18 protein-coding genes are annotated in these 19179 nt (G+C 65.0%); 11 read left to right on the forward strand and 7 right to left on the reverse strand.

Features of this window, described 5'->3' with window-relative positions:
- A partial coding sequence (locus ACN0T5_RS18425; protein WP_417770078.1) for a hypothetical protein occupies window positions 1–232 on the reverse strand: 232 nt, incomplete at its 3' end.
- An 862-nt stretch (window positions 233–1094) separates the two neighbouring features.
- On the opposite strand from ACN0T5_RS18425, the gene ACN0T5_RS18430 reads away from it, so the two are divergent.
- The 7 genes from ACN0T5_RS18430 to map all read left to right on the forward strand — a co-directional run bounded on the left by ACN0T5_RS18430 (window position 1095) and on the right by map (window position 6649).
- Window positions 1095–1922 carry a tetratricopeptide repeat protein gene (locus tag ACN0T5_RS18430; RefSeq protein ID WP_417770079.1) on the forward strand — a complete coding sequence of 276 codons (828 nt, stop codon included), beginning with the start codon at window positions 1095–1097 and terminating at the stop codon, window positions 1920–1922.
- A 225-nt stretch (window positions 1923–2147) separates the two neighbouring features.
- Window positions 2148–2603: a PACE efflux transporter gene (locus ACN0T5_RS18435; RefSeq protein ID WP_417770080.1), complete on the forward strand. Its 456-nt coding sequence runs from the start codon at window positions 2148–2150 to the stop codon at window positions 2601–2603.
- 132 nt (window positions 2604–2735) lie between these two features.
- On the forward strand, window positions 2736–3836 hold the full coding sequence (gene queA / locus ACN0T5_RS18440) for a tRNA preQ1(34) S-adenosylmethionine ribosyltransferase-isomerase QueA (protein WP_417770081.1): 1101 nt from the start codon (window positions 2736–2738) through the stop codon (window positions 3834–3836).
- Window positions 3833–4978 carry a tRNA guanosine(34) transglycosylase Tgt gene (tgt, locus tag ACN0T5_RS18445; RefSeq protein ID WP_417770082.1) on the forward strand — a complete coding sequence of 382 codons (1146 nt, stop codon included), beginning with the start codon at window positions 3833–3835 and terminating at the stop codon, window positions 4976–4978. Before queA ends, tgt begins: the two co-directional genes overlap by 4 nt.
- A gap of 248 nt (window positions 4979–5226) precedes the next feature.
- Window positions 5227–5550: a PilZ domain-containing protein gene (locus ACN0T5_RS18450; RefSeq protein ID WP_417770083.1), complete on the forward strand. Its 324-nt coding sequence runs from the start codon at window positions 5227–5229 to the stop codon at window positions 5548–5550.
- Between the two features lie 111 nt (window positions 5551–5661).
- Window positions 5662–5868, forward strand: a complete 207-nt coding sequence (locus ACN0T5_RS18455) for a ParD-like family protein (RefSeq protein ID WP_417770084.1) — start codon at window positions 5662–5664, stop codon at window positions 5866–5868.
- 1 nt (window position 5869) lies between these two features.
- Window positions 5870–6649 carry a type I methionyl aminopeptidase gene (gene map / locus ACN0T5_RS18460; RefSeq protein WP_417770085.1) on the forward strand — a complete coding sequence of 260 codons (780 nt, stop codon included), beginning with the start codon at window positions 5870–5872 and terminating at the stop codon, window positions 6647–6649.
- 55 nt (window positions 6650–6704) lie between these two features.
- Here map and ACN0T5_RS18465 read toward each other — a convergent pair whose 3' ends face one another.
- The 3 genes from ACN0T5_RS18465 to ACN0T5_RS18475 all read right to left on the reverse strand — a co-directional run bounded on the left by ACN0T5_RS18465 (window position 6705) and on the right by ACN0T5_RS18475 (window position 10765).
- Window positions 6705–7904 (reverse strand): lytic murein transglycosylase, encoded by a 1200-nt coding sequence (locus tag ACN0T5_RS18465; protein ID WP_417770086.1) that lies wholly within the window; start codon window positions 7902–7904, stop codon window positions 6705–6707.
- A gap of 157 nt (window positions 7905–8061) precedes the next feature.
- On the reverse strand, window positions 8062–10233 hold the full coding sequence (locus ACN0T5_RS18470; protein ID WP_417770087.1) for a putative bifunctional diguanylate cyclase/phosphodiesterase: 2172 nt from the start codon (window positions 10231–10233) through the stop codon (window positions 8062–8064).
- Entirely contained in the window at window positions 10220–10765 is a 546-nt protein-coding gene (locus tag ACN0T5_RS18475; protein WP_417770088.1) for a hypothetical protein, read from the reverse strand. Before ACN0T5_RS18475 ends, ACN0T5_RS18470 begins: the two co-directional genes overlap by 14 nt.
- A 194-nt stretch (window positions 10766–10959) precedes the next feature.
- Between ACN0T5_RS18475 and ACN0T5_RS18480 the strand changes: the two genes are divergently transcribed.
- Entirely contained in the window at window positions 10960–12069 is a 1110-nt protein-coding gene (locus ACN0T5_RS18480; protein WP_417770089.1) for a fatty acid desaturase, read from the forward strand.
- A 147-nt stretch (window positions 12070–12216) separates the two neighbouring features.
- On the opposite strand, the gene ACN0T5_RS18485 is transcribed toward ACN0T5_RS18480, so the two are convergent.
- Both ACN0T5_RS18485 and betC read right to left on the reverse strand, forming a co-directional pair.
- Entirely contained in the window at window positions 12217–13863 is a 1647-nt protein-coding gene (locus ACN0T5_RS18485) for a BCCT family transporter (protein WP_417770090.1), read from the reverse strand.
- Window positions 13864–13905: 42 nt separating this feature from the next.
- Window positions 13906–15453, reverse strand: a complete 1548-nt coding sequence (gene betC / locus ACN0T5_RS18490; protein ID WP_417770091.1) for a choline-sulfatase — start codon at window positions 15451–15453, stop codon at window positions 13906–13908.
- Between the two features lie 107 nt (window positions 15454–15560).
- Between betC and ACN0T5_RS18495 the strand changes: the two genes are divergently transcribed.
- Window positions 15561–16478, forward strand: coding sequence for a LysR substrate-binding domain-containing protein (locus ACN0T5_RS18495; RefSeq protein ID WP_417770092.1), 918 nt, complete (start codon window positions 15561–15563; stop codon window positions 16476–16478).
- Window positions 16479–16500: 22 nt separating this feature from the next.
- Here the strand turns inward: ACN0T5_RS18495 and ACN0T5_RS18500 are convergent, their stop codons facing one another.
- Window positions 16501–18261 (reverse strand): class I SAM-dependent methyltransferase, encoded by a 1761-nt coding sequence (locus ACN0T5_RS18500; protein ID WP_417770093.1) that lies wholly within the window; start codon window positions 18259–18261, stop codon window positions 16501–16503.
- A gap of 116 nt (window positions 18262–18377) precedes the next feature.
- Between ACN0T5_RS18500 and ACN0T5_RS18505 the strand changes: the two genes are divergently transcribed.
- Both ACN0T5_RS18505 and ACN0T5_RS18510 read left to right on the forward strand, forming a co-directional pair.
- A complete protein-coding gene (locus tag ACN0T5_RS18505; protein WP_417770094.1) occupies window positions 18378–18548 on the forward strand; it encodes a hypothetical protein in 171 nt (56 codons plus the stop codon).
- An 86-nt stretch (window positions 18549–18634) separates the two neighbouring features.
- Window positions 18635–19179, forward strand: a 545-nt coding sequence (locus ACN0T5_RS18510; protein ID WP_417770095.1) for a cation-transporting P-type ATPase, incomplete at its 3' end; no start/stop codon positions are given.

Below are 19179 nucleotides of genomic sequence, written 5' to 3' on the forward strand. Positions count from 1 at the left end.
CGCCGGTGCGGTCGCTCTCCATGCCCCCACCCCCCCTGCCCGGCTCCACCCCCTCCAGGACCTCGATATGTCCGGCCGTGTAGTCCGATCCGTCGCCACGCTCCGTGCGCGCCGGCGCGGTCCGTCGGGCGCGCTGCGGCGTTGCCTGCGCCTTGGCCGTCTCGTCGGCTGCGGCGGGCTTCGGGGTCGCCGGGCCGGAGCCCGTTTCGAAGAGGTCGTGGTCCGTGGTCATGCTTTGTCCGGTTGCGGGGCGTGCGGTGGCCGGCCCCGAATCACTCCTGATTCTGCCGTGTGCGACGGATTCGTCCAAGGATCAAGCGCAGGTCCGTTGAAAACCGTTTTTCAACCGCTCGCGGATAGACTGCATCCAGGTCGCGGGGAGACCGCATCGGGTCTCCGCCTGCTGTTCCGGTATTGGAGGAGGATGTCAAGATGACCGCTTCGTCAAGGCGCTTGGGTGCGCATATCGAACTTGTCGCCGCCGGCCTGCTGCTGGCCAATGCGATGATCCTGGTGATTGCCGGCTGAATGCCCTGTGCCGACAGCGGGCTCGCGAGTCTGTGGCTGGCCGGCAACAGTGGTGCAGGACTCTGCAAATGCGGACTCGATCGTGTCACGATTGCCGTGTTTCGGCCTTTTTTTGACGGGCAACGTGGAGGTGTTCCGGACGCGACCGGCGGGAATGCGGCGGCGGAATGACCGTGACGGTCCTACTCTTGCCCAGTTGCCGGTCTAGTCTCGGTTTCACTGGGTCGACGGTCTTCCGGGCGGTCCGGGCAGGTGCCGGAAACGGCATCCGGATGTGCCCCGACAGGGGTGCGGAACTGAAGGAGGCCAGGGTTGAACCCCTGGCGAATGCGGGGGGGAAGGCGGCGTGCGGGAAGCGCCATCACACCCGACGGGTCTCGCCGGCCCTTGCGATCATGTCGCTCGCAGCAGGCACGGACGCGCGAAAAACAAGGATGAAGGCGCGTGCGCGAAGGACACGCCTCCCGAAGGACCGGCCATTGCGGCCGATCGACGGGGCAGAATGTCCGGCGCATGCGAGGCGGTCGATAATGCGGATCACTGGTTGGACTAAAGGGTCGGGCGTCGTGTGTGCCTTGGCGGTCTTGCTTGCGGCGCCGGTTCCGGCGGGCGCGCAGGAAACCGCTGCCGAGGCGGCGGCGAAGCTGTCGGGCGCCGTTCAGGGCGACACCGACATTTCTCCCGGCGAGGCACTGCGCAACGGCACCCGCTTCTACTACGCGGGCGAGAAGGAACGGGCGCTGGATTCGCTGCGTTTCGCGGCCGAGAAGGGCCATCCGCTGGCGGCCTGGAAGCTCGGGCGGATGTATTCGCGCGGCGACGGCGTCAAGGAAGACGACATCAAGGCGTTCGAGTATTTCCGGCAGATTGCCTCGAACTATGCCGACGACAGCCCCAGTTCGCCCCGCGCACCGTTCATCGCCAGCGCCTTTGTCGAGCTCGGCTCCTACTATCTCACCGGCATTCACGACAGCGCCATCCAGCCCAACGTGGCCCGGGCCCGCGAGATCTTCACCTATGCGGCGTCCTATTTCGGCGATGCCGACGCGCAGTATCACCTCGGCATGCTCTATCTCGAGGAGCCGGACCGCAATCCGCACATGGCTGCGCGCTGGCTGAAGCTTGCCGCCCAGAAAGGGCACCTCACCGCCCAGGCCCGGCTCGGCGAGTTGCTGTCGAACGGCGAGTTCGGCGGCTCCGACAACCGCACCGCCGGACTGATGTGGCTGACGGTTGCCCAGCGCCGCGTCGCGGGGCAGGAGCACATGTGGATCACGGAGGCCCAGGAGCGCAGCTTCGGTCTTGCCTCCGAGAAGGTGCGCCGCCGCGCCACGACGCTTGCCGACAACTGGCTGGCGAAGAACCCCTCGCTGATCGCCGGCAAGGCTGAATAGGCGCTCGCGCCGGCCGCAACCTGTGCGCGGCCGGTTTTCCCTCGCTTCCCCGTTGCTCCCGGCCTCACAGTCAACCAGCGCGATGCCCCGGCGGGACACGCGTGCCGCCCGTCAGGGCTTGAACCGCGCGCGGCACGTCTTATGTGAGCGGCAAGCGAGGACGGCCTCCCCCATCCGGGACAGACAAATCGGGACGACCCAAAGAACCGGAGAGGGCGATTTGTCATGCGCACCACCCGCGACCGTATCCGCCACGCCATTTCCTTCGAGATCGTCGGCCTGGCCCTTGTCACGCCGCTCGGCGCCTGGGCGTTCCATGCCCCGGTGAACGAGATCGGCGTTGTCGCCCTGGTGGGCGCGACGCTGGCGACCGTCTGGAACTACGTCTTCAACCTCGCCTTCGACCACGCCTTGCTGCGGGCAAGGGGACATGTGCGCAAGACCCTGTGGCTGCGCCTTGTCCATGCGGGCCTGTTCGAGCTCGGCCTGCTCGTTCTGCTGATGCCGTTCATCGCCTGGTATCTCGGCGTGTCACTCATCCAGGCGCTGTTGATGGATGTCTCTTTCGCCGCCTTCTACGTGGTCTATGCCTTCGCCTTCAACTGGGCCTACGACCTCCTGTTCCCGATCCCGGCCGATGCGGGGCGCGAGGCGCGCGCGGGCGGAACCGGCGGCGCGTGATCGCCGCGGTTGACCCTGTTAAGGTGGACCGCTAAGAGCCGTGGCCTGTGGCGGATCCGCGACGGGCGCCGCCCCGGACGGCCGCAAGACCGGTTGCGGCCGGCCCGGTTCACCAGCGAGTTGCCGAATTCCATGCGTGTTGACGATTTCGATTTCGACCTGCCGCAGGAGCGGATCGCATTGCGGCCGGCCCGGCCGCGCGATGCCGCGCGCATGCTTGTGGTGCGCCCGCATGGCACGCCGCCTCTCTCCGACGCCGGCGTGCGCGACCTTCCCGCGCTGCTTGAGCCGGGCGATGCGCTCGTCTTCAACGACACCCGCGTCATCCCGGCACAGCTTGAGGGCACCCGCACCCGGGGCGAGGCGGTCGCCGGCATCTCGGCCACGCTGCACCTGCGCGCCGGCGAGGATCGCTGGTGGGCCTTCGCCCGCCCGGCCAAGAAGCTCGCCGTCGGCGACCGGGTCCGGTTTGCCCACGATCCCGCGCGCGGCGAAAGCGGCGCCTGCCTGCTCGGCGCGCTCGATGCCACCATTGCCGAAAAGCGCGAGGGCGGCGAGGTGCTGCTCGCCTTCGATCTTTCCGGTCCGATGCTCGACGAGGCCATCGCCGCCACCGGTCATATTCCGCTGCCGCCCTATATCGCGGCCAGGCGCGGCGAGGACGCGCAGGACCGTGCCGACTACCAGACGATCTTCGCCGACAAGGATGGCGCCGTTGCCGCCCCCACCGCCGGGCTGCATTTCACGCCCGAGCTGCTGGCCGCCCTCGATGCGCGCGGCATCTCACGCCACACGGTGACGCTGCATGTCGGAGCCGGCACGTTCCTGCCCGTCAAGGCCGACGACACGGCGGACCACAGGATGCATGCGGAATGGGGGACGGTGAGCGCGGCGACCGCCGATGCCCTGCGCGCCGTGCGGGCGCGCGGCAACAAGGTCGTCGCCGTCGGCACCACCTCGCTGCGCATCCTGGAGAGCGCCGCGCAAGGCGAGGGCGGGCTTGCCGCTTTCGCCGGCGAGACCTCGATCTTCATCACGCCCGGCTACCGCTTCCGCGCCATCGACGCGTTGATGACCAATTTCCACCTGCCGCGCTCGACGCTCTTCATGCTGGTCAGCGCGCTTGCCGGCCTCGACACGATGCGCTCCGCCTATGCGCATGCCATCGAGGACGGCTACCACTTCTATTCCTATGGCGATGCCTCGCTGCTCTTCCCGAAGGACCCCGCATGACCGCGCCATTTTCCTTCCGCCTTCTGGCCACCGACGGCATGGCCCGGCGCGGCGAGATCGTCACCCCGCACGGACGGGTCTCGACCCCGGCCTTCATGCCGGTGGGCACGCAGGCAACCGTCAAGGCGATGTATCCCGGCCAGGTGCGCGAACTGGGCGCCGACGTGGTGCTCGGCAACACCTACCACCTGATGTTGCGCCCCGGCGCCGAGCGCATCGCGAGGCTCGGCGGCCTGCACACCTTCATGAACTGGCCGCACACGATCCTCACCGACTCGGGCGGCTTCCAGGTCATGTCGCTGGCGCAATTGCGCAAGCTGACCGAGGACGGCGTCACCTTCCAGAGCCATATCGACGGCTCCCGCCACGTCATGACCCCCGAGCGCTCCGTCGAGATCCAGCAGCTGCTCGGCTCCGATATCCAGATGCAGCTCGACGAATGCATCGCGCTGCCCGCGCCGCGCGAGGACGTGGAGCGCGCCATGCGCCTGTCGCTTCGCTGGGCGGAGCGCTCGCGCGCCCAGTTCGAGACGATGGGCGGACCGGGCAGGGGCCAGGCGCTTTACGGCATCGTTCAAGGCGGTGACGTGCCGGACCTGCGCATCGCCTCGGCCGAGGCTCTGGGCGAAATGCCCTTCGAGGGCTATTCGGTCGGCGGCCTTGCCGTCGGCGAGCCGCAGGACGTCATGCTGGCCATGCTCGAGGTGACGACGCCCGCCATGCCCGTCGACAAGCCGCGCTACCTGATGGGCGTCGGCACGCCGGAGGACATCCTGGAGAGCGTCGCGCGCGGCATCGACCAGTTCGACTGCGTCATGCCGACCCGCGCCGGCCGTCATGGCCTTGCCTATACACGCTACGGCAAGGTCAACCTGAAGAACGCCCGCCATGCCGACGATCCGCGCCCGCTGGACGAGGCGTCCGACTGTCCGGCGGCGCGCGACTATTCCCGCGCCTATCTTCACCATCTCGTAAAGGCGGGCGAAGGGCTCGCCGCGATGCTGCTCACCTGGACCAATCTTGCCTACTACCAGACCTTGATGCGCGAGATGCGCGCGGCGATCGAGGAAGGCCGGTTCGAGGATTTCCGGGCGAAGACGCGCGAGGATTGGACCCGCGGCGACTTGGCGCCGCAAACCTAGGAAGTCGGCGACCTGTAGCGCAACCGGCCGTAATCGGCCGCAACCGGCCGGAACTGACTACGCGGCGCGGCACCCGGTTGCCATCCGCTTGCGTCGAGCCGTGCCCGTCGGATGCGTATTCTCACTTATATGAAATGCCCGGCTTTCCGTTGGTGTCTTTACTTGCCGTTGACGGGGCGTGCACTACCTTTGCTTGCATAAATGCCGCAATCCGGATTTCCGTGCGGCCGACCGGACCGTTGACCGACATGCGCTATAAACCCAATGTTCGTGGAGAAATCCGCGCTGCTCCCAGGGCGGTCTGCGCGATTCCGGCGATCATCGCGGATCGCGGTGTCTCTATCGCCTGCACCGTCGAGGATCTCAGCATCAATGGATGCCGGGTGCGCATGAACGGCCACAGCCGCCTCAGTGAGCGCTTCATCTTCGAGTTCCCGAAGCGCGGCATCAAGGTCGAGGCCGAACTCGTCTGGCTGAACGGCGACGAGGCCGGCATCCGCTTCCTGCACAAGGGTGCCGTGCCCGGCGCGGGAGCCGACGAGGCGAACCTTCCCGATCCGGAAGCCAGCTAGGCGACCGCCTCGTACCGCGCAGCCGCATGATCGCCCTTTCCCTCCCGCGATTGCGGTGAATATACGAATCATATATGTTTCGTATATTCACCTTGCAGTCGGGAGACCACCATGGGAATCGTCAAGATCGGCGATGAACTGCACGAGGACATTCGCCGGGCCAGTGCGGTCATGTGCCGCTCCATCAACGCCCAGGCCGAGTTCTGGATCAAGATCGGCATGCTGGCGGAGGCCAATCCGGCCCTGTCGTTCAACGAGATCGTCAGGATGCAACTCGAGACGGCGCATGTGCGGCTCTCGGATGCGGCGCTCGCCTGAGATGGTCAAGACCCCGGACGAACTGGCGCTCATGCGCATATCGGGACGATTGCTGGCCTCGGTTTTCGAGATGCTGGACGAGCAGGATCTTGCCGGCATGTCCACACTGCAGGTCAACGACCTTGTCGACCGTTTCATCACCGACGACCTTGCCGCCCGCCCGGCGAGCAGGGGCCAATATGGCTACGAATATGTCCTGAACTGCTCGCGCAACCATGTCGTGTGCCACGGCGTGCCGAGTTCCGGGGAGATCATTCGTGACGGCGACATCGTCAATTTCGACATTACGCTCGAAAAGAACGGCTTCATCGCCGATTCCAGCAAAACCTATCTCGTCGGCAATGCCTCGCCCGCCGCGCGGCGACTGGTCCGCATCGCCCGCGACGCGATGTGGAAGGGTATAGGGCAGGTGCGACCGGGTGCGCATCTTGGCGACATCGGTGCGGCGATCGAACGGCATGCCAAAAGGAACGGCTGCTCGATCGTCCGGGAATATTGCGGACACGGCATTGGCCGCGACATGCACGAGGAGCCGCAGGTGCTGAATTTCGGCCGCCCGGGAACGGGGCAGAAGCTGCGCGAGGGCATGGTTTTCACCATCGAGCCGATGGTCAACCAGGGCACCCGCAAGGTTTCGACCGAGGATGACGGGTGGACCGTCGTCACCGACGACCGGAAGCTCTCCGCCCAATTCGAACACACGGTCGCGGTCACCGGCTCCGGCGTCGATGTCCTGACCCTGCGCCGCGACGAGGCGCGGTTCGTGAAGCAAGGCGCCTGACCGCCCCGCCTTGCGGACACCTTGCAGCCCTTCCGCCCGCCTCCGGCAGGAGACCTTAAAGCCGCGACAGCAGCGCCGGCGTCGGCCAGCCGTCGGCCGGGACGCCGAGACGCAGCTGTTCGGCCCGCACCGCCGCGCGGGTGCCGGCGCCGAGAATCCCGTCGATCTTGCCGACGTCATGGCCCCGTGCCGCGAGCTTTTCCTGCAACTGGCGCATGGCGGCGTCCGAAAGCCCGGGATCCGGGTTGCCGGGATCGTAGCGGCTGGCGCCGGCGAGCCGTGTTGCCAGATAGGCGGCCGTCGTCGTGTAGATGAAGGACTGGTTCCACTCCAGATAGACGCGGAAATTCGGATAGGCGAGGAAGGCAGGTCCCTTGTGTCCCTGCGGCATCAACAGGGCCGCCGGCAGGTTCGCCGCCGGCAGTGCCCCCTCGCGCGCCCTGACGCCTGCTTTCGCCCATTCGCCGACAGTCGTGTCGAAGTTGAGACCGGTCTTCTCCCAGGGCAGGCTTGCCGGCAGTTTCACTTCCGTGAGCCACGGTTCGCCCGCCCGCCAGCCGAGGTTCTTGATGAAGCCGGCGGCGGTGAGGATCGTGTCGGCGGCGCTTTTCTTCAGGTCGACATGGCCGTCGCCGTCGCCGTCCTTGCCGAACCGGATGATGTCCTCCGGCAGCATCTGCACCTGGCCGATCTCGCCGGCCCAGGCGCCGGTGGTGCGCGCCGGGTCGAGGTCGCCATGCGCCGTCATCTCGATCGCCGCGATCAGCTGCGGGCGGAACAGATACGGCCGCCGGCAGTCATGGGCGAGCGTCGCCAGCGCGTTGACGGTGTTGAAGTCGCCCTGCACCGCGCCGAAATCCGTCTCCAGCGCCCAGAAGGCGGTGATCACCGGCGCCGGCACGCCGTAATCGGCCTGCGCCCTGGCGAAGACCTTGCCGTATTTCTTCATGTTGCCGGCGCCATGCTTCAGCCGGTAGCCGCTGACCGAGCGCTTGGAGAAGGTCAGGAAATCCTGCTTGAAGACGCCCTGTGCCCGGTCGCGCGACAGCACCGTGCGGTCGATCCGCGCGCCTGACAGCGTCTGGCGGATCGCCGCGTCCGGCAGGCCCTTGGCGCGGGCCTCTTCGGCGACACCGTTCAGGAAGGCGCCGAAATCGCCACCACAGGGCGTGTTGGCGAGCGCCGGCGGCGGAGCGAGGATCACGGCGGCAAGGGCAAGGCCCGCAAGCTGGCGGCACGAGAGGCGGAGGGTCATCGGCGGGTCCTTGTCGAACGAGGCAAAAGGCGGGCCGATGATGGTCGAAGCCGGCGGGATTAGACAAGACCCCGATGCCGGAAAGCTCCGGGAAAATTCGGGTGCGCCGCCGGAGTGCGCTTGCGCAAGGGGCTTGTCGACTTGCGCGAACCGTGCCTCAACCGGCCTTTGTCTTTCTCCGCGCCTGCGACCGGCGCTCCTCCAGATAGGCGATCGCGCCATCGAGGGGCACGGGGCGGCCGAACAGGAAGCCCTGGCCGAGATGACAGCCGCGCCGGGTCAGGTATTGCTGTTGTTCCGGTGTCTCGATGCCTTCGGCGACAACGTCCACGCCAAGCCCCGAGGCGATTGCCAGGAAGCCGTCGATGATCACTTCCGACGACTTGTCGCGGCCGATTCCGGAAACGAACTGGGTGTCGATCTTCAACTCGTGGATGGTGAACTCGCGCAGGTGCTTGAACGAGCCGTAGCCGGTGCCGAAGTCGTCCATCGAAATGCGGATGCCGAGCCCTGCCAGCATGTCCACATTGTCGCGGATGATGTCGGCGGAGCGGGCGATGAACACGTCCTCGGTGATCTCCAGGGTGATCAGGCCGACAAGGTCGGCGTTTTCGGAGAAGAGGCCGCGCAGGGCGTCCATGCCGCTGCGCGTTGCCAGCGTTGCCTCCTCCAGGTTGATCGCGACCCCGTCGGTCTCGACCCCGGCGGCTGCGAAGCGGCGAAGGTCGGAGAAGACCTGTCGCGCCACTTCCATCGTGAAGTCGCCCTGCAGCCCGAAATTGCCGATCCGCGGCAGGAAATAGGATGGCGGCAACAGGCCTTTTTCCGGATGTTGCCAGCGGGCGAGCGCCTCGAAGCCGGCATGCCTACCAGTGCCGAGCCGCACCTTCGGTTGGTAATGCATGACGAACTCGCCACGCTCCAGCGCCCTTTCGATCTCTTCCTTGTCGTCGAGGCCGAAACGTTCCGGCATCATGCTCGGCGAATAGATCGAGTAGGACGGTCGCTTCTCGTGCTTGGCGACATACATCGCCTGGTCGGCTGCCGCCATCAGCTCGTGCGCCGCGCCGGAAACATCCCGGCTGCAGGCAACGCCGATGCTGACACTCACGCGCAATTCCCTGCCGTTGTACGGGATCGGCCGGATCGTTGCGTCGAGGATCCGGCGCGCGATGGTTTCCGGATCGCGACGGCTGTCTGCCAGCGGCACGACGATGCCGAACTCGTCACCGCCGAGCCGCGCGACGAAGTCGCCCGGGCGCGTCAGCTCGCGAAAGCGTTGCGCCAGCGTCTTCAGGACGGCGTCGCCCGCCTCGTGGCCATAGGCATCGTTGATCGGCTTGAAGCTGTCGAGGTCGATCAGAAGATAGATGAATTCCTTGCCGTTCCGCGCGTCCTGCCAGATCGCGTCGAGGAACGTGTCGAAGGCCTTGCGGTTGGCAACCGACGTCAGCCCGTCATGGGTGGCGATATGTTCCAGCTCCGCCTGCTTCTGCTCACGTTCATCGGCAAGTTGCCGGTTGTGCACCATCACGCGCTGCAATTCGCGCACCGATGCCGCGATCCGGCCGAATTCGTCGCGGCGCTCCACAAATGGCACCGCCACGGCGAGATCACCGCGCAGCAATGACTGAACGGTACGCGCCAGCCCGGAGATCGGACGGATGATCATGCGCGAGGCGGCGAAGCTGACGATGACCGCCATCAGGCCCGTCAGCGCAGCCGCGATAACGAAATCGCGGGCGAGGCGGTCGGACATGACCGAGGTGCGTTCGCTGGCCTTGCGAAAATCGCTCGACGCACGATTGGCAACGTCCTGGGCAAGCCTCTCGACATTTGCATAGGCCTGATGGCCTCCGCGGGTCGCAACAGCGCCGAGCTTTGCGTTGCGCAGGATCAGGAGCACGGCCTGCGACGTGTTTTTCTTGTAGGTGGTGAATGCGGCGCGCAGCTCCTCGGCTCCCGTCAGCCTGGCTTCCTCCATTTCGGAAATGTCGGTATCGGTGATCTCGAGATTGTAGGAGATGGAACGAAGCGTCCCCTCAAGCTCGGCGCCGCGCACCCCGATCTCGCTCCACATGGAGAGCTTGTAGAGGTTGGCCTCGACGCTGGCGAGGTGGTGGGAGACATGATAGGCGCGCTCCAGCGCCGCCTCGTATTCGGAAATTCCCGACACGATCGCGGTGCGCTGCGTCTTCAGCGTCTGCCACGCATCGAATGTCATCAGTGTGAGGGCGACGAGCATCACCAGGGGCCCGGCCATCACCTTTGCGAAGATCGACCAGTTGGAGAACCGTAGCCGTCCGGCCGGTGCGCTACTTCGGTGCATCTTCGAATGCTCCCGCGCACAGAACGCGCTCGCCATCCTCCAGCGCGAAACAGCTATGGAAGCCGACGGCCGACTTTCCGGTGTGCGGGTGCGGGAACAGCAGCAGGAACACCTTGTCGCCGGTGCCGAGCGCCGATTGCACCGCCAGTTTCGCCCAGAAGCGTCCCTCGATATCGGTGATGTTGCTCACATCGATGCCGATAAGCTCCGGATGGCCGGTATCGAACCAGCTTACGCCGGAAACGGTCACGCCCCAAAGATGCAGGCCATTGGCCTCGCGGACCCAGGGAGCACTGCGGAAATCGTCCAATGCCTGGCGCAGGCCCTTGTCGTCGATATGCTTTTCCGCGACGACGGCGAGTTCCTCGACGTCCCTGCGCAGGGCCTCCAGGTCCGCGCCGGCCGACCGCGCATGGATCGCCTCGGCGCCTCCGTTGTCGGCGCGCGCGACCGCGACCATGCCCGCCGGGAAGAGGGCGGCAAGCGCGATAAAGAGTAGCCAGACCGCGATACTCCCGAAAACCTGACGCATTCGAACCTCCAAGGCTCCATCATCATACAGTATGAGTGAGTCGTGAAAGGCTGTTTAAGTTCATCGATAAAAATAACGATGGTATACGGCGTCTGCCGTAGGGTGGATCAGCTCGCGGTCCGAATTCCGTTTGACATCCGCGCCGTCTCGCGGTCCACCCTGTGCCCGTGGAATGTGGGGAAACCGGGCACGTCATGGAAACCGTTCAGGCGACAGGGACGATGGGCGAGGGGGAAGGCCGTGAAAGCATCTCCCCGCAGGCGCGTCGGCACCTGCAGATGCGCAAGGACACGCTCAAGGCCCATCCCGCCTTGCGGGAGCTTGCAGGTCCCGACGGGCGCACGGCGCTTTTCGTGCCGCTGCTGCTCGCACTGCACTGGGGCATGGCCTGGGCCGTCTCGGACGGCAACCTGCTGGTTGTCTTCCTCGCCGCCTTCCTTTTCGGCCAGTTCGTCATCCATGCCGCCGGCGCGCTTGTCCACGAGACCGCCCACCGGCTGATCTTCCGCGGCGAGAAGGCGAAACTCGCCTTCGATCTTGGCCTCGAGACAGTCCTGGGGTCCTTCGGCAAGCAGCTCACCTACCAGCACGAGCACCTGTCGAGCCATCATCCCTTCATCGGCGACTACGAGCGCGACTACGAGCATGAGGACCTGTGCGCCTTCAAGGCACGCGAGATGCTGGTCGAGGGCCGGCCGCGCCTGCAGCGGGTGCTCACCGTCGCGACCCTCCTCGTCCACATCCTGCCCTTCGGCTTCATCGTCTCGGACGAGATCTTTCCCCGCCTCTACGAGCGGTTGACCGGCCGTGTCGCGCAGGATCGTGAACGGCATGTCCGCTCGACCCGCGCTCCGCTCTGGCAGCGCCGCCTGTTCATCGTCTGGTCACTGGGCGTCAACATCGCGCTGCTGTCGTTCTTCGGCGTTTTCGGCTGGCTCTACCACAACTGGGCGCTGTCGATCTTTCTGGGCAAGTTCGGCATCTCCAATCTCGGCCAGTCGCTCAGCGAGCACCCCGGCGACGACACCGACACGCCGACCCGCTCGACCTATGGCTGGGTCAACCGGCTGCTGTTCAACACCGGGTACCACAACGAGCACCACACCTTTCCCAATGTCGCCTGGTCGCGTCTGCCGGAGCTGACCCGCGGCGCGCCGGAGGTCTTCAGCGCCCGGGCCGAGCGCTCCTATCTCGGCTACTGGTGGGATCACGTGCGCGGGGATTTCCGCACCTCGCGCCGCAATCCGTTGCAGGGCGAGGACCAGTCCCGGCGCTGCCCGCACACAGGCGGCCGCGCGCACTGAGATCGGCGAAGCTCGGCAAGCTCGCGGACAATCCCGATAAAAAATCGTGCAATTTTTCGAAAATTCTTGTTCGGGATTGTCGGGATTGCACAAGACCCTGCCTGTCTCGCGAAAACCGGCGGCACCGCAAGGTGCCGCCGGCCATGATCAGGAGACCTGCTCGTAAGTGGTCTGCAATCCGGCCCGCTCGCGCATGCCGTCGCGATAGATCGCCTTGAACAGCGACACGCACATCAGCACCATCACCAGCGAGAAGGGCAGGGCGCCGATCACCATGGCCGTCTGGATCGCCTTCAGTCCGCCGACCAGCAGCAGCGCCGCAACGACCATTCCCAGCGTGATGCCCCAGAACAGGATGTGGGGCCGGGCCTTGGGTCCCTCGTCGCCTGCCGCATTGATCGTGTTGACGATGAGAACGGCGGAATCGGCCGAAGTGACCAGATAGGTCATCAGCAGCACGACGATCAGCACGGCCATCAGCCAGCCGAGCACCGGCGACAGCATCAGGCCGGTCATGGCGAAGATCTTGTCGCCGTCCGGCACCGAGTTGATCGCACCGCCCGCGATACCGGTGAGTTCCATTTCGATCGCCGTTCCGCCGGCGAAGGCGAACCAAACGAAACACATGATCGCCGGCGCGATCACCGCGCCGACAACGAATTCGCGGATTGTCCGGCCTTTGGAGATGCGGGCGAGGAACAGCCCGACAAAGGGCGCGAACGCGACCCACCAGGCCCAGTAGAAGACCGACCAGGCTCCCTGCCAGCCTTCCAGCGCCTTGGCCGTCTCGCCGTCGCCCGAATAGACCGTGAAGATCATCGAGGGCAGGGCCATCAGATATTCGAAGCCGCCGACGAACAGCGCGTTGAGGCCGAACCAGCTTGAACCGAACAGCAGAAAGAAGCCGAGCAGGAAGGTGCTCAGCACCATGTTCAGGTTCGACAGCCACTTGATGCCCTTGCCGACGCCGGACAGGGCCGACAGTGTCGAGGCGCCCATTATGATGACGATGGCAACGATGATGCCGAGCGAGGAGGCCGTGCCCTGCTCGTTGATCAGCCAGTCGCCGATGCCGATGCGCGCCATGCCGGCAACGAATTGCTCGACGCCGAAGCCGAGCATCTGGGCAACGCCGAGAATGGTGGCGATCACCGCGACGATGTCGATCGCATGGCCGACCGGGCCCGACAGGCTTCGGCCGAAGAGCGGCGCGAGCGAAGAGCGGATGGTCAGCGGCAACCCGCGGCGATAGGCGAAAAAGCCGAGCGCCAGGCCGGCGATCGCATAGGACGACCAGGCAGAGAAGCCCCAGTGGAGGTAGGACCACTTGAAGGCGTTGAGCACGTTGTCGGTCCCGCCGCTCGTCGCCAGACCCTGGATGACATCCGGGTTTTTATTGAAGTGGTAGATCGGCTCCGCCACGGCCCAGGTCAGCATGCCCACGCCGATACCGGCGCCGAACATCATCGAGAACCAGGAGAAGCGCGAGAACTCCGGCTCGTCGTCAGGTCCGCCAAGCTTCATGCGCCCGGCTGCCGGCCACAGCGCGAGCACGATGCAGGCGAGCACGAAGGCGGCCATGACGTAAAAATACCACAGCGCGAAGTTGGCGAGGATAAAGCTGTTGAACCCGGCGAGAACGTCGCTGGCCTGCTGGGGAAAGGCGACCGCCCACAGAACCAGCGCCCCGACCGCCAGTTTCGAGGTGATGGTCACGTCAAGGATGAAGCCGTTGTAGAAGCCGCGCTCGGCGATCTTGATCGGCAGGTCGAGCAGGGGTGGTTTCACACTCATCTGGTCTGGTCCTTTTTGCTTGTTGTTATCGCGGCGGGAAGGTCACTCGCCACGGGGGAACCTCTGCCTCTCCTCCAGGACGTTGAGGTCCATGTGATTGCGCATGTAGCGCTCGCTCGCTTTTTGCAGCGGTTGGTAATCCCAGGGAAAATGCGCGCCGTTGCGCAGCGCCTCATAGACGACGAGCCGGCGGGCCTGCGACTGGCGGATCTCCTTGTCGAAGCGGTCGAGATCCCATCGGCTTTCGGCTAGCGCCCGGAAATGCGCGAGAATTTCGCCATGTGCCGGATCGCCGGCAAGGTTCGAGAGCTCGTCCGGGTCGGCGTCGAGATCGAAGAGCTGTTCCGGGTCGAGACGACAGCTTGTGTATTTCCACTGCCCCTGGCGCAGCGCCACCAGCGGGGCATAGGAGGCTTCTGCCGCATATTCCATCGCCACGGGACTTGTGCGCGGTGCACCCGTCGCCAGCGGCAGCAGGCTCTCTCCATCCGTCCACGGCGCCACCTCGTCGAGCGCCACCCCGGCCAGCGCGCAAAGTGTCGGGGCGACGTCCAGCGTCGATACCGGCGCGGCGATCCGTCCCGGCGCAAGGCCGGGCGCGCAGACCATCAGCGGCACCCGGGCGGAGCCCTCGAAGAAGCTCATCTTGAACCACAATCCGCGCTCGCCGAGCATGTCACCATGATCGGAAACGAACAGGATCACCGCGTCCTGACCGGTCCGCTCGAGTGCGCCGAGGACCTCGCCGATCTTGTCATCGATATAGGAAATATTGGCGAAATAGGCGCGACGTGCCCGGCGGATGTGGTTCTCTTCGATGGTGTAGGAGCGCCAGTCGTTGGCATCGAATATCCGTTTGGAATGCGGATCGTGCGCCTCGTGGTCCATCGTCGGAACGCGGGGCAGCAGGTGCTGGCAGTCCTCGTAAAGATCCCAGTAGCGCCGCCGCGCCACATAGGGGTCGTGCGGGTGCGTGAAGCTCACCGTCAGGCACCACGGGCGGGCGTCGTTGCCACGCGAAAGGTCGAGCACCTTGCGGGTCGCGTGATAGGCGACCTCGTCGTCATATTCGAGCTGGTTGGTGATCTCCGCGACGCCCGCGCCGGTCACCGAACCCATGTTGTGATACCACCAGTCGATCCGCTCTCCCGGCTTGCGATAGTCCGGCGTCCAGCCGAAATCCGGCGGATAGACGTCGGTGGTCAGCCGCTCCTCGAACCCGTGCAACTGGTCCGGCCCGACGAAATGCATCTTGCCGGAAAGGCAGGTCTGGTAGCCCGCGCGGCGCAGGTGATGGGCGTAGCTCGGGATATCGGACGCGAACTCCGCGGCATTGTCATAGACCCTCGTGCGCGAGGGCAACTGGCCGGACATGAACGAGGCGCGGCCCGGCGCGCACAGCGGTGAGGCGGTGTAGGCATTGGCGAAACGGACCGAACGGGAGGCCAGGCGTTTCAGGTTCGGGGCATGCAGCCAGTCCGCAGGGCCGTCGGGAAAAAGCGTCCCGTTCAGTTGGTCGACCATGAAGATCAGGATGTTCGGCCGCCTTCCGGCTGCGTGTGTCTTCTCGTGCGCGCCGATGTTCTGCATTGCCCCCGCCGCAAAACTGATGAATTAATGGATTGCTTAGCTTGTCCGATCAAAACCGGCGCTTCTACAGAGACTTTTCTATGAATGATATAAGCCTTGATTATATCATGATGAGCCGGCATGCGGCCGGCCTTTGCGCGTTCGTCCTGGTGGCCCGCCATGGACAGTTGTCGGCCGCCGCGCGGGAGCTGCGCATTTCCCAACCCGGGTTGAGCCAGCGCCTGAAGAACCTCGAGGACAGCCTGCAGGTCACGCTTTTCGAACGCACGCATCGCGGCGTCCGCCTGACGGAGCAGGGGGCGGAGCTGCTGGCGACGGTCGAACCCCTGCTTGGAAATCTCGCCGCGAATTTTCGCCGTTTCACCCATCGCAAGCGTACCCCGTCGGTGCTTGTCTCCGTCGACTTCGCCTTCGCCTCGTTCTGGTTGCTGCCACGGTTGGCGCGCCTGCGCGAGGCGATCCATCCGATCGACATTTCCATGCTGACCTCGCAACAGCCGGAACTGGCAGCCGGGCTCAGCGTCGACCTGACGATCCGCATGGCCGAAGGGGACGATATCGAGGCGCGCGAGACGAAACTGATGGACGAACGGGTCTCGGCCGTTTGCAGCCCGGCGTTTCTTGCCAGCCATCCGGGACTCTCCACTCCGGCGGATCTTGCCGGCCTGCCGCTTCTCAGCCTTGCGACCCCGTCGACCTCGCATTGGTACGACTGGGGCAGCTGGTTCGCCCATTTCGGCATCGACGCACGCTCCGACAGCGAGCGCACCAGCTTCACCAGCTACGACATCGTCGTGCGCGCCGCGCAGGCAGGCCTTGGCGTGGCGCTCGGCTGGCACGGGCTGATCGATGATCTGCTGGAGGAGGGCGGACTGGTGCCGGCCGTGCCCGATGTCGCCGCCAGCGGGAGGGGTTATTTCATTCACATGGGCCAGGAGACCCCGTCCTCCGCCGCCGCCCGCGTTCATGACTGGATCGTGGAAGAGGTCGGCGGGGCAGCAAGCGTTGCCCGTGCTCCTCGATAGAAAGCGCGCAATACCAGAATTCTCAAGGCTTTATGATCAGTCCCTGTCCCGTTGGCAGAGACAGAACTGCGCAGCGCTTTTCACACGCGAAGCGATCTATCCCGACCTTCTGCGAACGGAAGCCATGATAGGCGTAATCGTCGAGGAGAATGACGCCGCCGGTGACGATCCGGTCCCAGAGCGCTTCCAGGGTAGCGACTTCCGGTAGTGAACAGTTCAGATCGACATGAAGAAACGCGATCTTCTGTGCGGAAATATCGACCAGTGTCGTCGGTATCGACCCCGCGATGATCGTAACGTTTTCCCAGGTGGAGAAATTTCGCCGTACGGCTTCGGCATCAGTCGTATAGAAGCCGCTTTCGATCTCCTTGGCATTGCGCTCCAAAAGGCCGTCTGCGACCTCCTCCGCCGAGACGAAATCGGCGTTGATCCCTAAAAAAGTGTCCAACAGGTAGAACATCCGCCCGGTTTTGTCCCAGTCGAGATGCTCCATGATAGCCGAACTCATGAAGCCCCGGTTGACACCACACTCGATAAAGTCGCCGGGAAGCTCTGCAGCAACCGTGGCTGCCCAGAGCCCGACATGCACCCGCCAGTGCCACTTGTAGTCTGCGCCAGCGGCCGCAATTCCCCGACGATAGGCTGCGGCAAACCCCGGATCAGATATGAACTCGTGATTGTGCACAGTCCTCAGTCCGTCCTGATCGTAGATCGACCCGGAAAGCTCGAAATGCCGGTCGCCATTGGGAAGCGGGACACCCGTTCCCGCGAAGCAGACGGTCACCCGGTTGCGGCCTGGCCTTAGAAGTGACCGGTCAAGCGGCACCTGAAAGCCATGGTTGCCCGAGGTCTTGTAGATGTCCTGAAGGTCCGGGCGGTGATCTTGCGCCGGAGTCCGGATTGTCGCGGTTTCATTGACGATGACGTCGATCGCTACTGCCGAAAACCCGTTTTGATCCATGGCCCAGCCAGCTACCAAATCGGGACCGGCGGCGTCCACATATCCGGTCAGGTGCCTTGTCTGTGCCGCTTCCTCGCCTGGCCCGGCGGCTCGCATCGCCGTGACGGCGATGGCGGCGGGAAAGTCCCGGTGATCAAGCCTGACATGCGCAAAACCGGCCCGCAGAGGGAAGCACCACATGTCGGCGCCAAATTCGGTGTGCACCAGATAGTCGTCGGCATCGACTTTTGGGTTGCCGTGATAGCTCTTCGGCAGACCGGCCCGGCTGCGTGTCAGGCGACCGACAATAGTCGGCACCGTGTAGCAGACACGACCGCCAGGAACCAGAATCCTTCGGCATTCTTCCAGCGCCCGCATGGGGTTGGCGATGTGCTCAAGCGTGTCGGAATGAAGCACGATGTCGAAACTCGCATCCGGATAGGGCAGGTCGAGCATGTCGACTTCCGGGTAATCAGCCCTGACATAGCCGGGAAGCGTCGACAGAACATCGGAAATTGAGACCGCGCCATTGATGTCAAGGATGCGCAGGTTCACGCCATCACCGGAGCGGCAGAAATCAAGCAATGTGCGATCCTGATCGAGCACCGCGAGTATCGCATCGGCGAGCACCATCACCCGGAGGCTGCCGCCGCACTGCGTGCAGTACTTTCCTTGCTGGACGTCGATATAGGAAGCCTCCTCTGCGGAAAGCCGCCACTCATCGATCAGCTTCGGCCCGAGCACCCCGCGAAAGGCGAAATCATCGCCACCACACACCGAACAGGATGACATTTTCGAGTTTGTCCCTTGGTTCACAACAGCCTCTGCCTCGAGGGTGCCCAACCTTATCCGAAACGAAACCTCCGCCGGCAAGCCTCAAGGGCTGTCGTACAGGTCGCGCCCTGTTTCCGTCGGGCTGCCAGCCTAGGGCGTGGACTCATGATCGTGCCGGAAACGGTATGAGGGAACGGGTTGGCAACGGCGGACTGGTGCCGGCCGTGCCCGATGTCGCCGCCAGCGGGAGGGGCTATTTCATTCACATGGGCCAGGAGACCCCGTCCTCCGCCGCCGCCCGCGTTCATGACTGGATCGTGGAAGAGGTCGGCGGGGCAGTGGAAAGGGGCGGTTGACGGCACCGCTACGTGTTTTCCTGCCTGTACGCGGGCAGGACCCTTCGTCAGTCTTGCTGCCGTGCAATCGGGCTTGCGAGGAGTGCATGAACAACGCCGGGGCCGCCTTGACGGACCATGACGGACCTGCCCACGCGATGGCCGCGGGGGAGGTGGTCGCCGGATTGCGGACGCAAGCGAACGGGCTGTCGTCCCGCGAGGCGCGCCGGCGGCTTGCCGAACAGGGGCCGAACCGGCTGCCGGAACCGCCACGCCGGAACGCCGCGCTGCGCTTCCTGGCGCATTTCCACAATGTGTTGATCTACGTGCTGCTCGGCGCGTCCGCGATCACGGCGGGTCTTGGTCATTTCGTCGACACCGGGGTGATCCTCGCCGTGGTGATCGGCAATGCGGTGATCGGTTTCGTCCAGGAGGGCCGTGCGGAGAACGCCATGGACGCCATCCGGCAGATGCTCGCACCGCACAGCCCTGTCCTGCGCGATGGCCGTCGCGGCAGCGTCGACAGCGCCGATCTCGTTCCCGGCGACATCGTTCTGCTGGAGGCGGGAGAAAAGGTTCCCGCCGACTTGCGGTTGATCGAGGCGAGGGGGCTGCGGGTCGATGAGGCGATCCTCACCGGTGAATCCGTGCC

This window comes from Stappia sp. (assembly GCF_048261845.1).
GTDB lineage: Bacteria > Pseudomonadota > Alphaproteobacteria > Rhizobiales > Stappiaceae > Stappia.

Bases quoted from the DNA above. Each gene is read 5' to 3' on its own strand.
- ACN0T5_RS18495 (WP_417770092.1), top strand. From the start codon at position 15,561: ATGATGAGCCGGCATGCGGCCGGCCTTTGCGCGTTCGTCCTGGTGGCC.
- ACN0T5_RS18455 (WP_417770084.1), top strand. From the start codon at position 5,662: ATGGGAATCGTCAAGATCGGCGATGAACTGCACGAGGACATTCGCCGG.
- ACN0T5_RS18450 (WP_417770083.1), top strand. From the start codon at position 5,227: ATGCGCTATAAACCCAATGTTCGTGGAGAAATCCGCGCTGCTCCCAGG.
- ACN0T5_RS18465 (WP_417770086.1), bottom strand. From the start codon at position 7,904: ATGACCCTCCGCCTCTCGTGCCGCCAGCTTGCGGGCCTTGCCCTTGCC.
- ACN0T5_RS18485 (WP_417770090.1), bottom strand. From the start codon at position 13,863: ATGAGTGTGAAACCACCCCTGCTCGACCTGCCGATCAAGATCGCCGAG.
- map (WP_417770085.1), top strand. From the start codon at position 5,870: ATGGTCAAGACCCCGGACGAACTGGCGCTCATGCGCATATCGGGACGA.
- ACN0T5_RS18435 (WP_417770080.1), top strand. From the start codon at position 2,148: ATGCGCACCACCCGCGACCGTATCCGCCACGCCATTTCCTTCGAGATC.
- ACN0T5_RS18470 (WP_417770087.1), bottom strand. From the start codon at position 10,233: ATGCACCGAAGTAGCGCACCGGCCGGACGGCTACGGTTCTCCAACTGG.
- ACN0T5_RS18475 (WP_417770088.1), bottom strand. From the start codon at position 10,765: ATGCGTCAGGTTTTCGGGAGTATCGCGGTCTGGCTACTCTTTATCGCG.
- tgt (WP_417770082.1), top strand. From the start codon at position 3,833: ATGACCGCGCCATTTTCCTTCCGCCTTCTGGCCACCGACGGCATGGCC.
- ACN0T5_RS18505 (WP_417770094.1), top strand. From the start codon at position 18,378: ATGAGGGAACGGGTTGGCAACGGCGGACTGGTGCCGGCCGTGCCCGAT.
- betC (WP_417770091.1), bottom strand. From the start codon at position 15,453: ATGCAGAACATCGGCGCGCACGAGAAGACACACGCAGCCGGAAGGCGG.
- ACN0T5_RS18480 (WP_417770089.1), top strand. From the start codon at position 10,960: ATGGAAACCGTTCAGGCGACAGGGACGATGGGCGAGGGGGAAGGCCGT.
- queA (WP_417770081.1), top strand. From the start codon at position 2,736: ATGCGTGTTGACGATTTCGATTTCGACCTGCCGCAGGAGCGGATCGCA.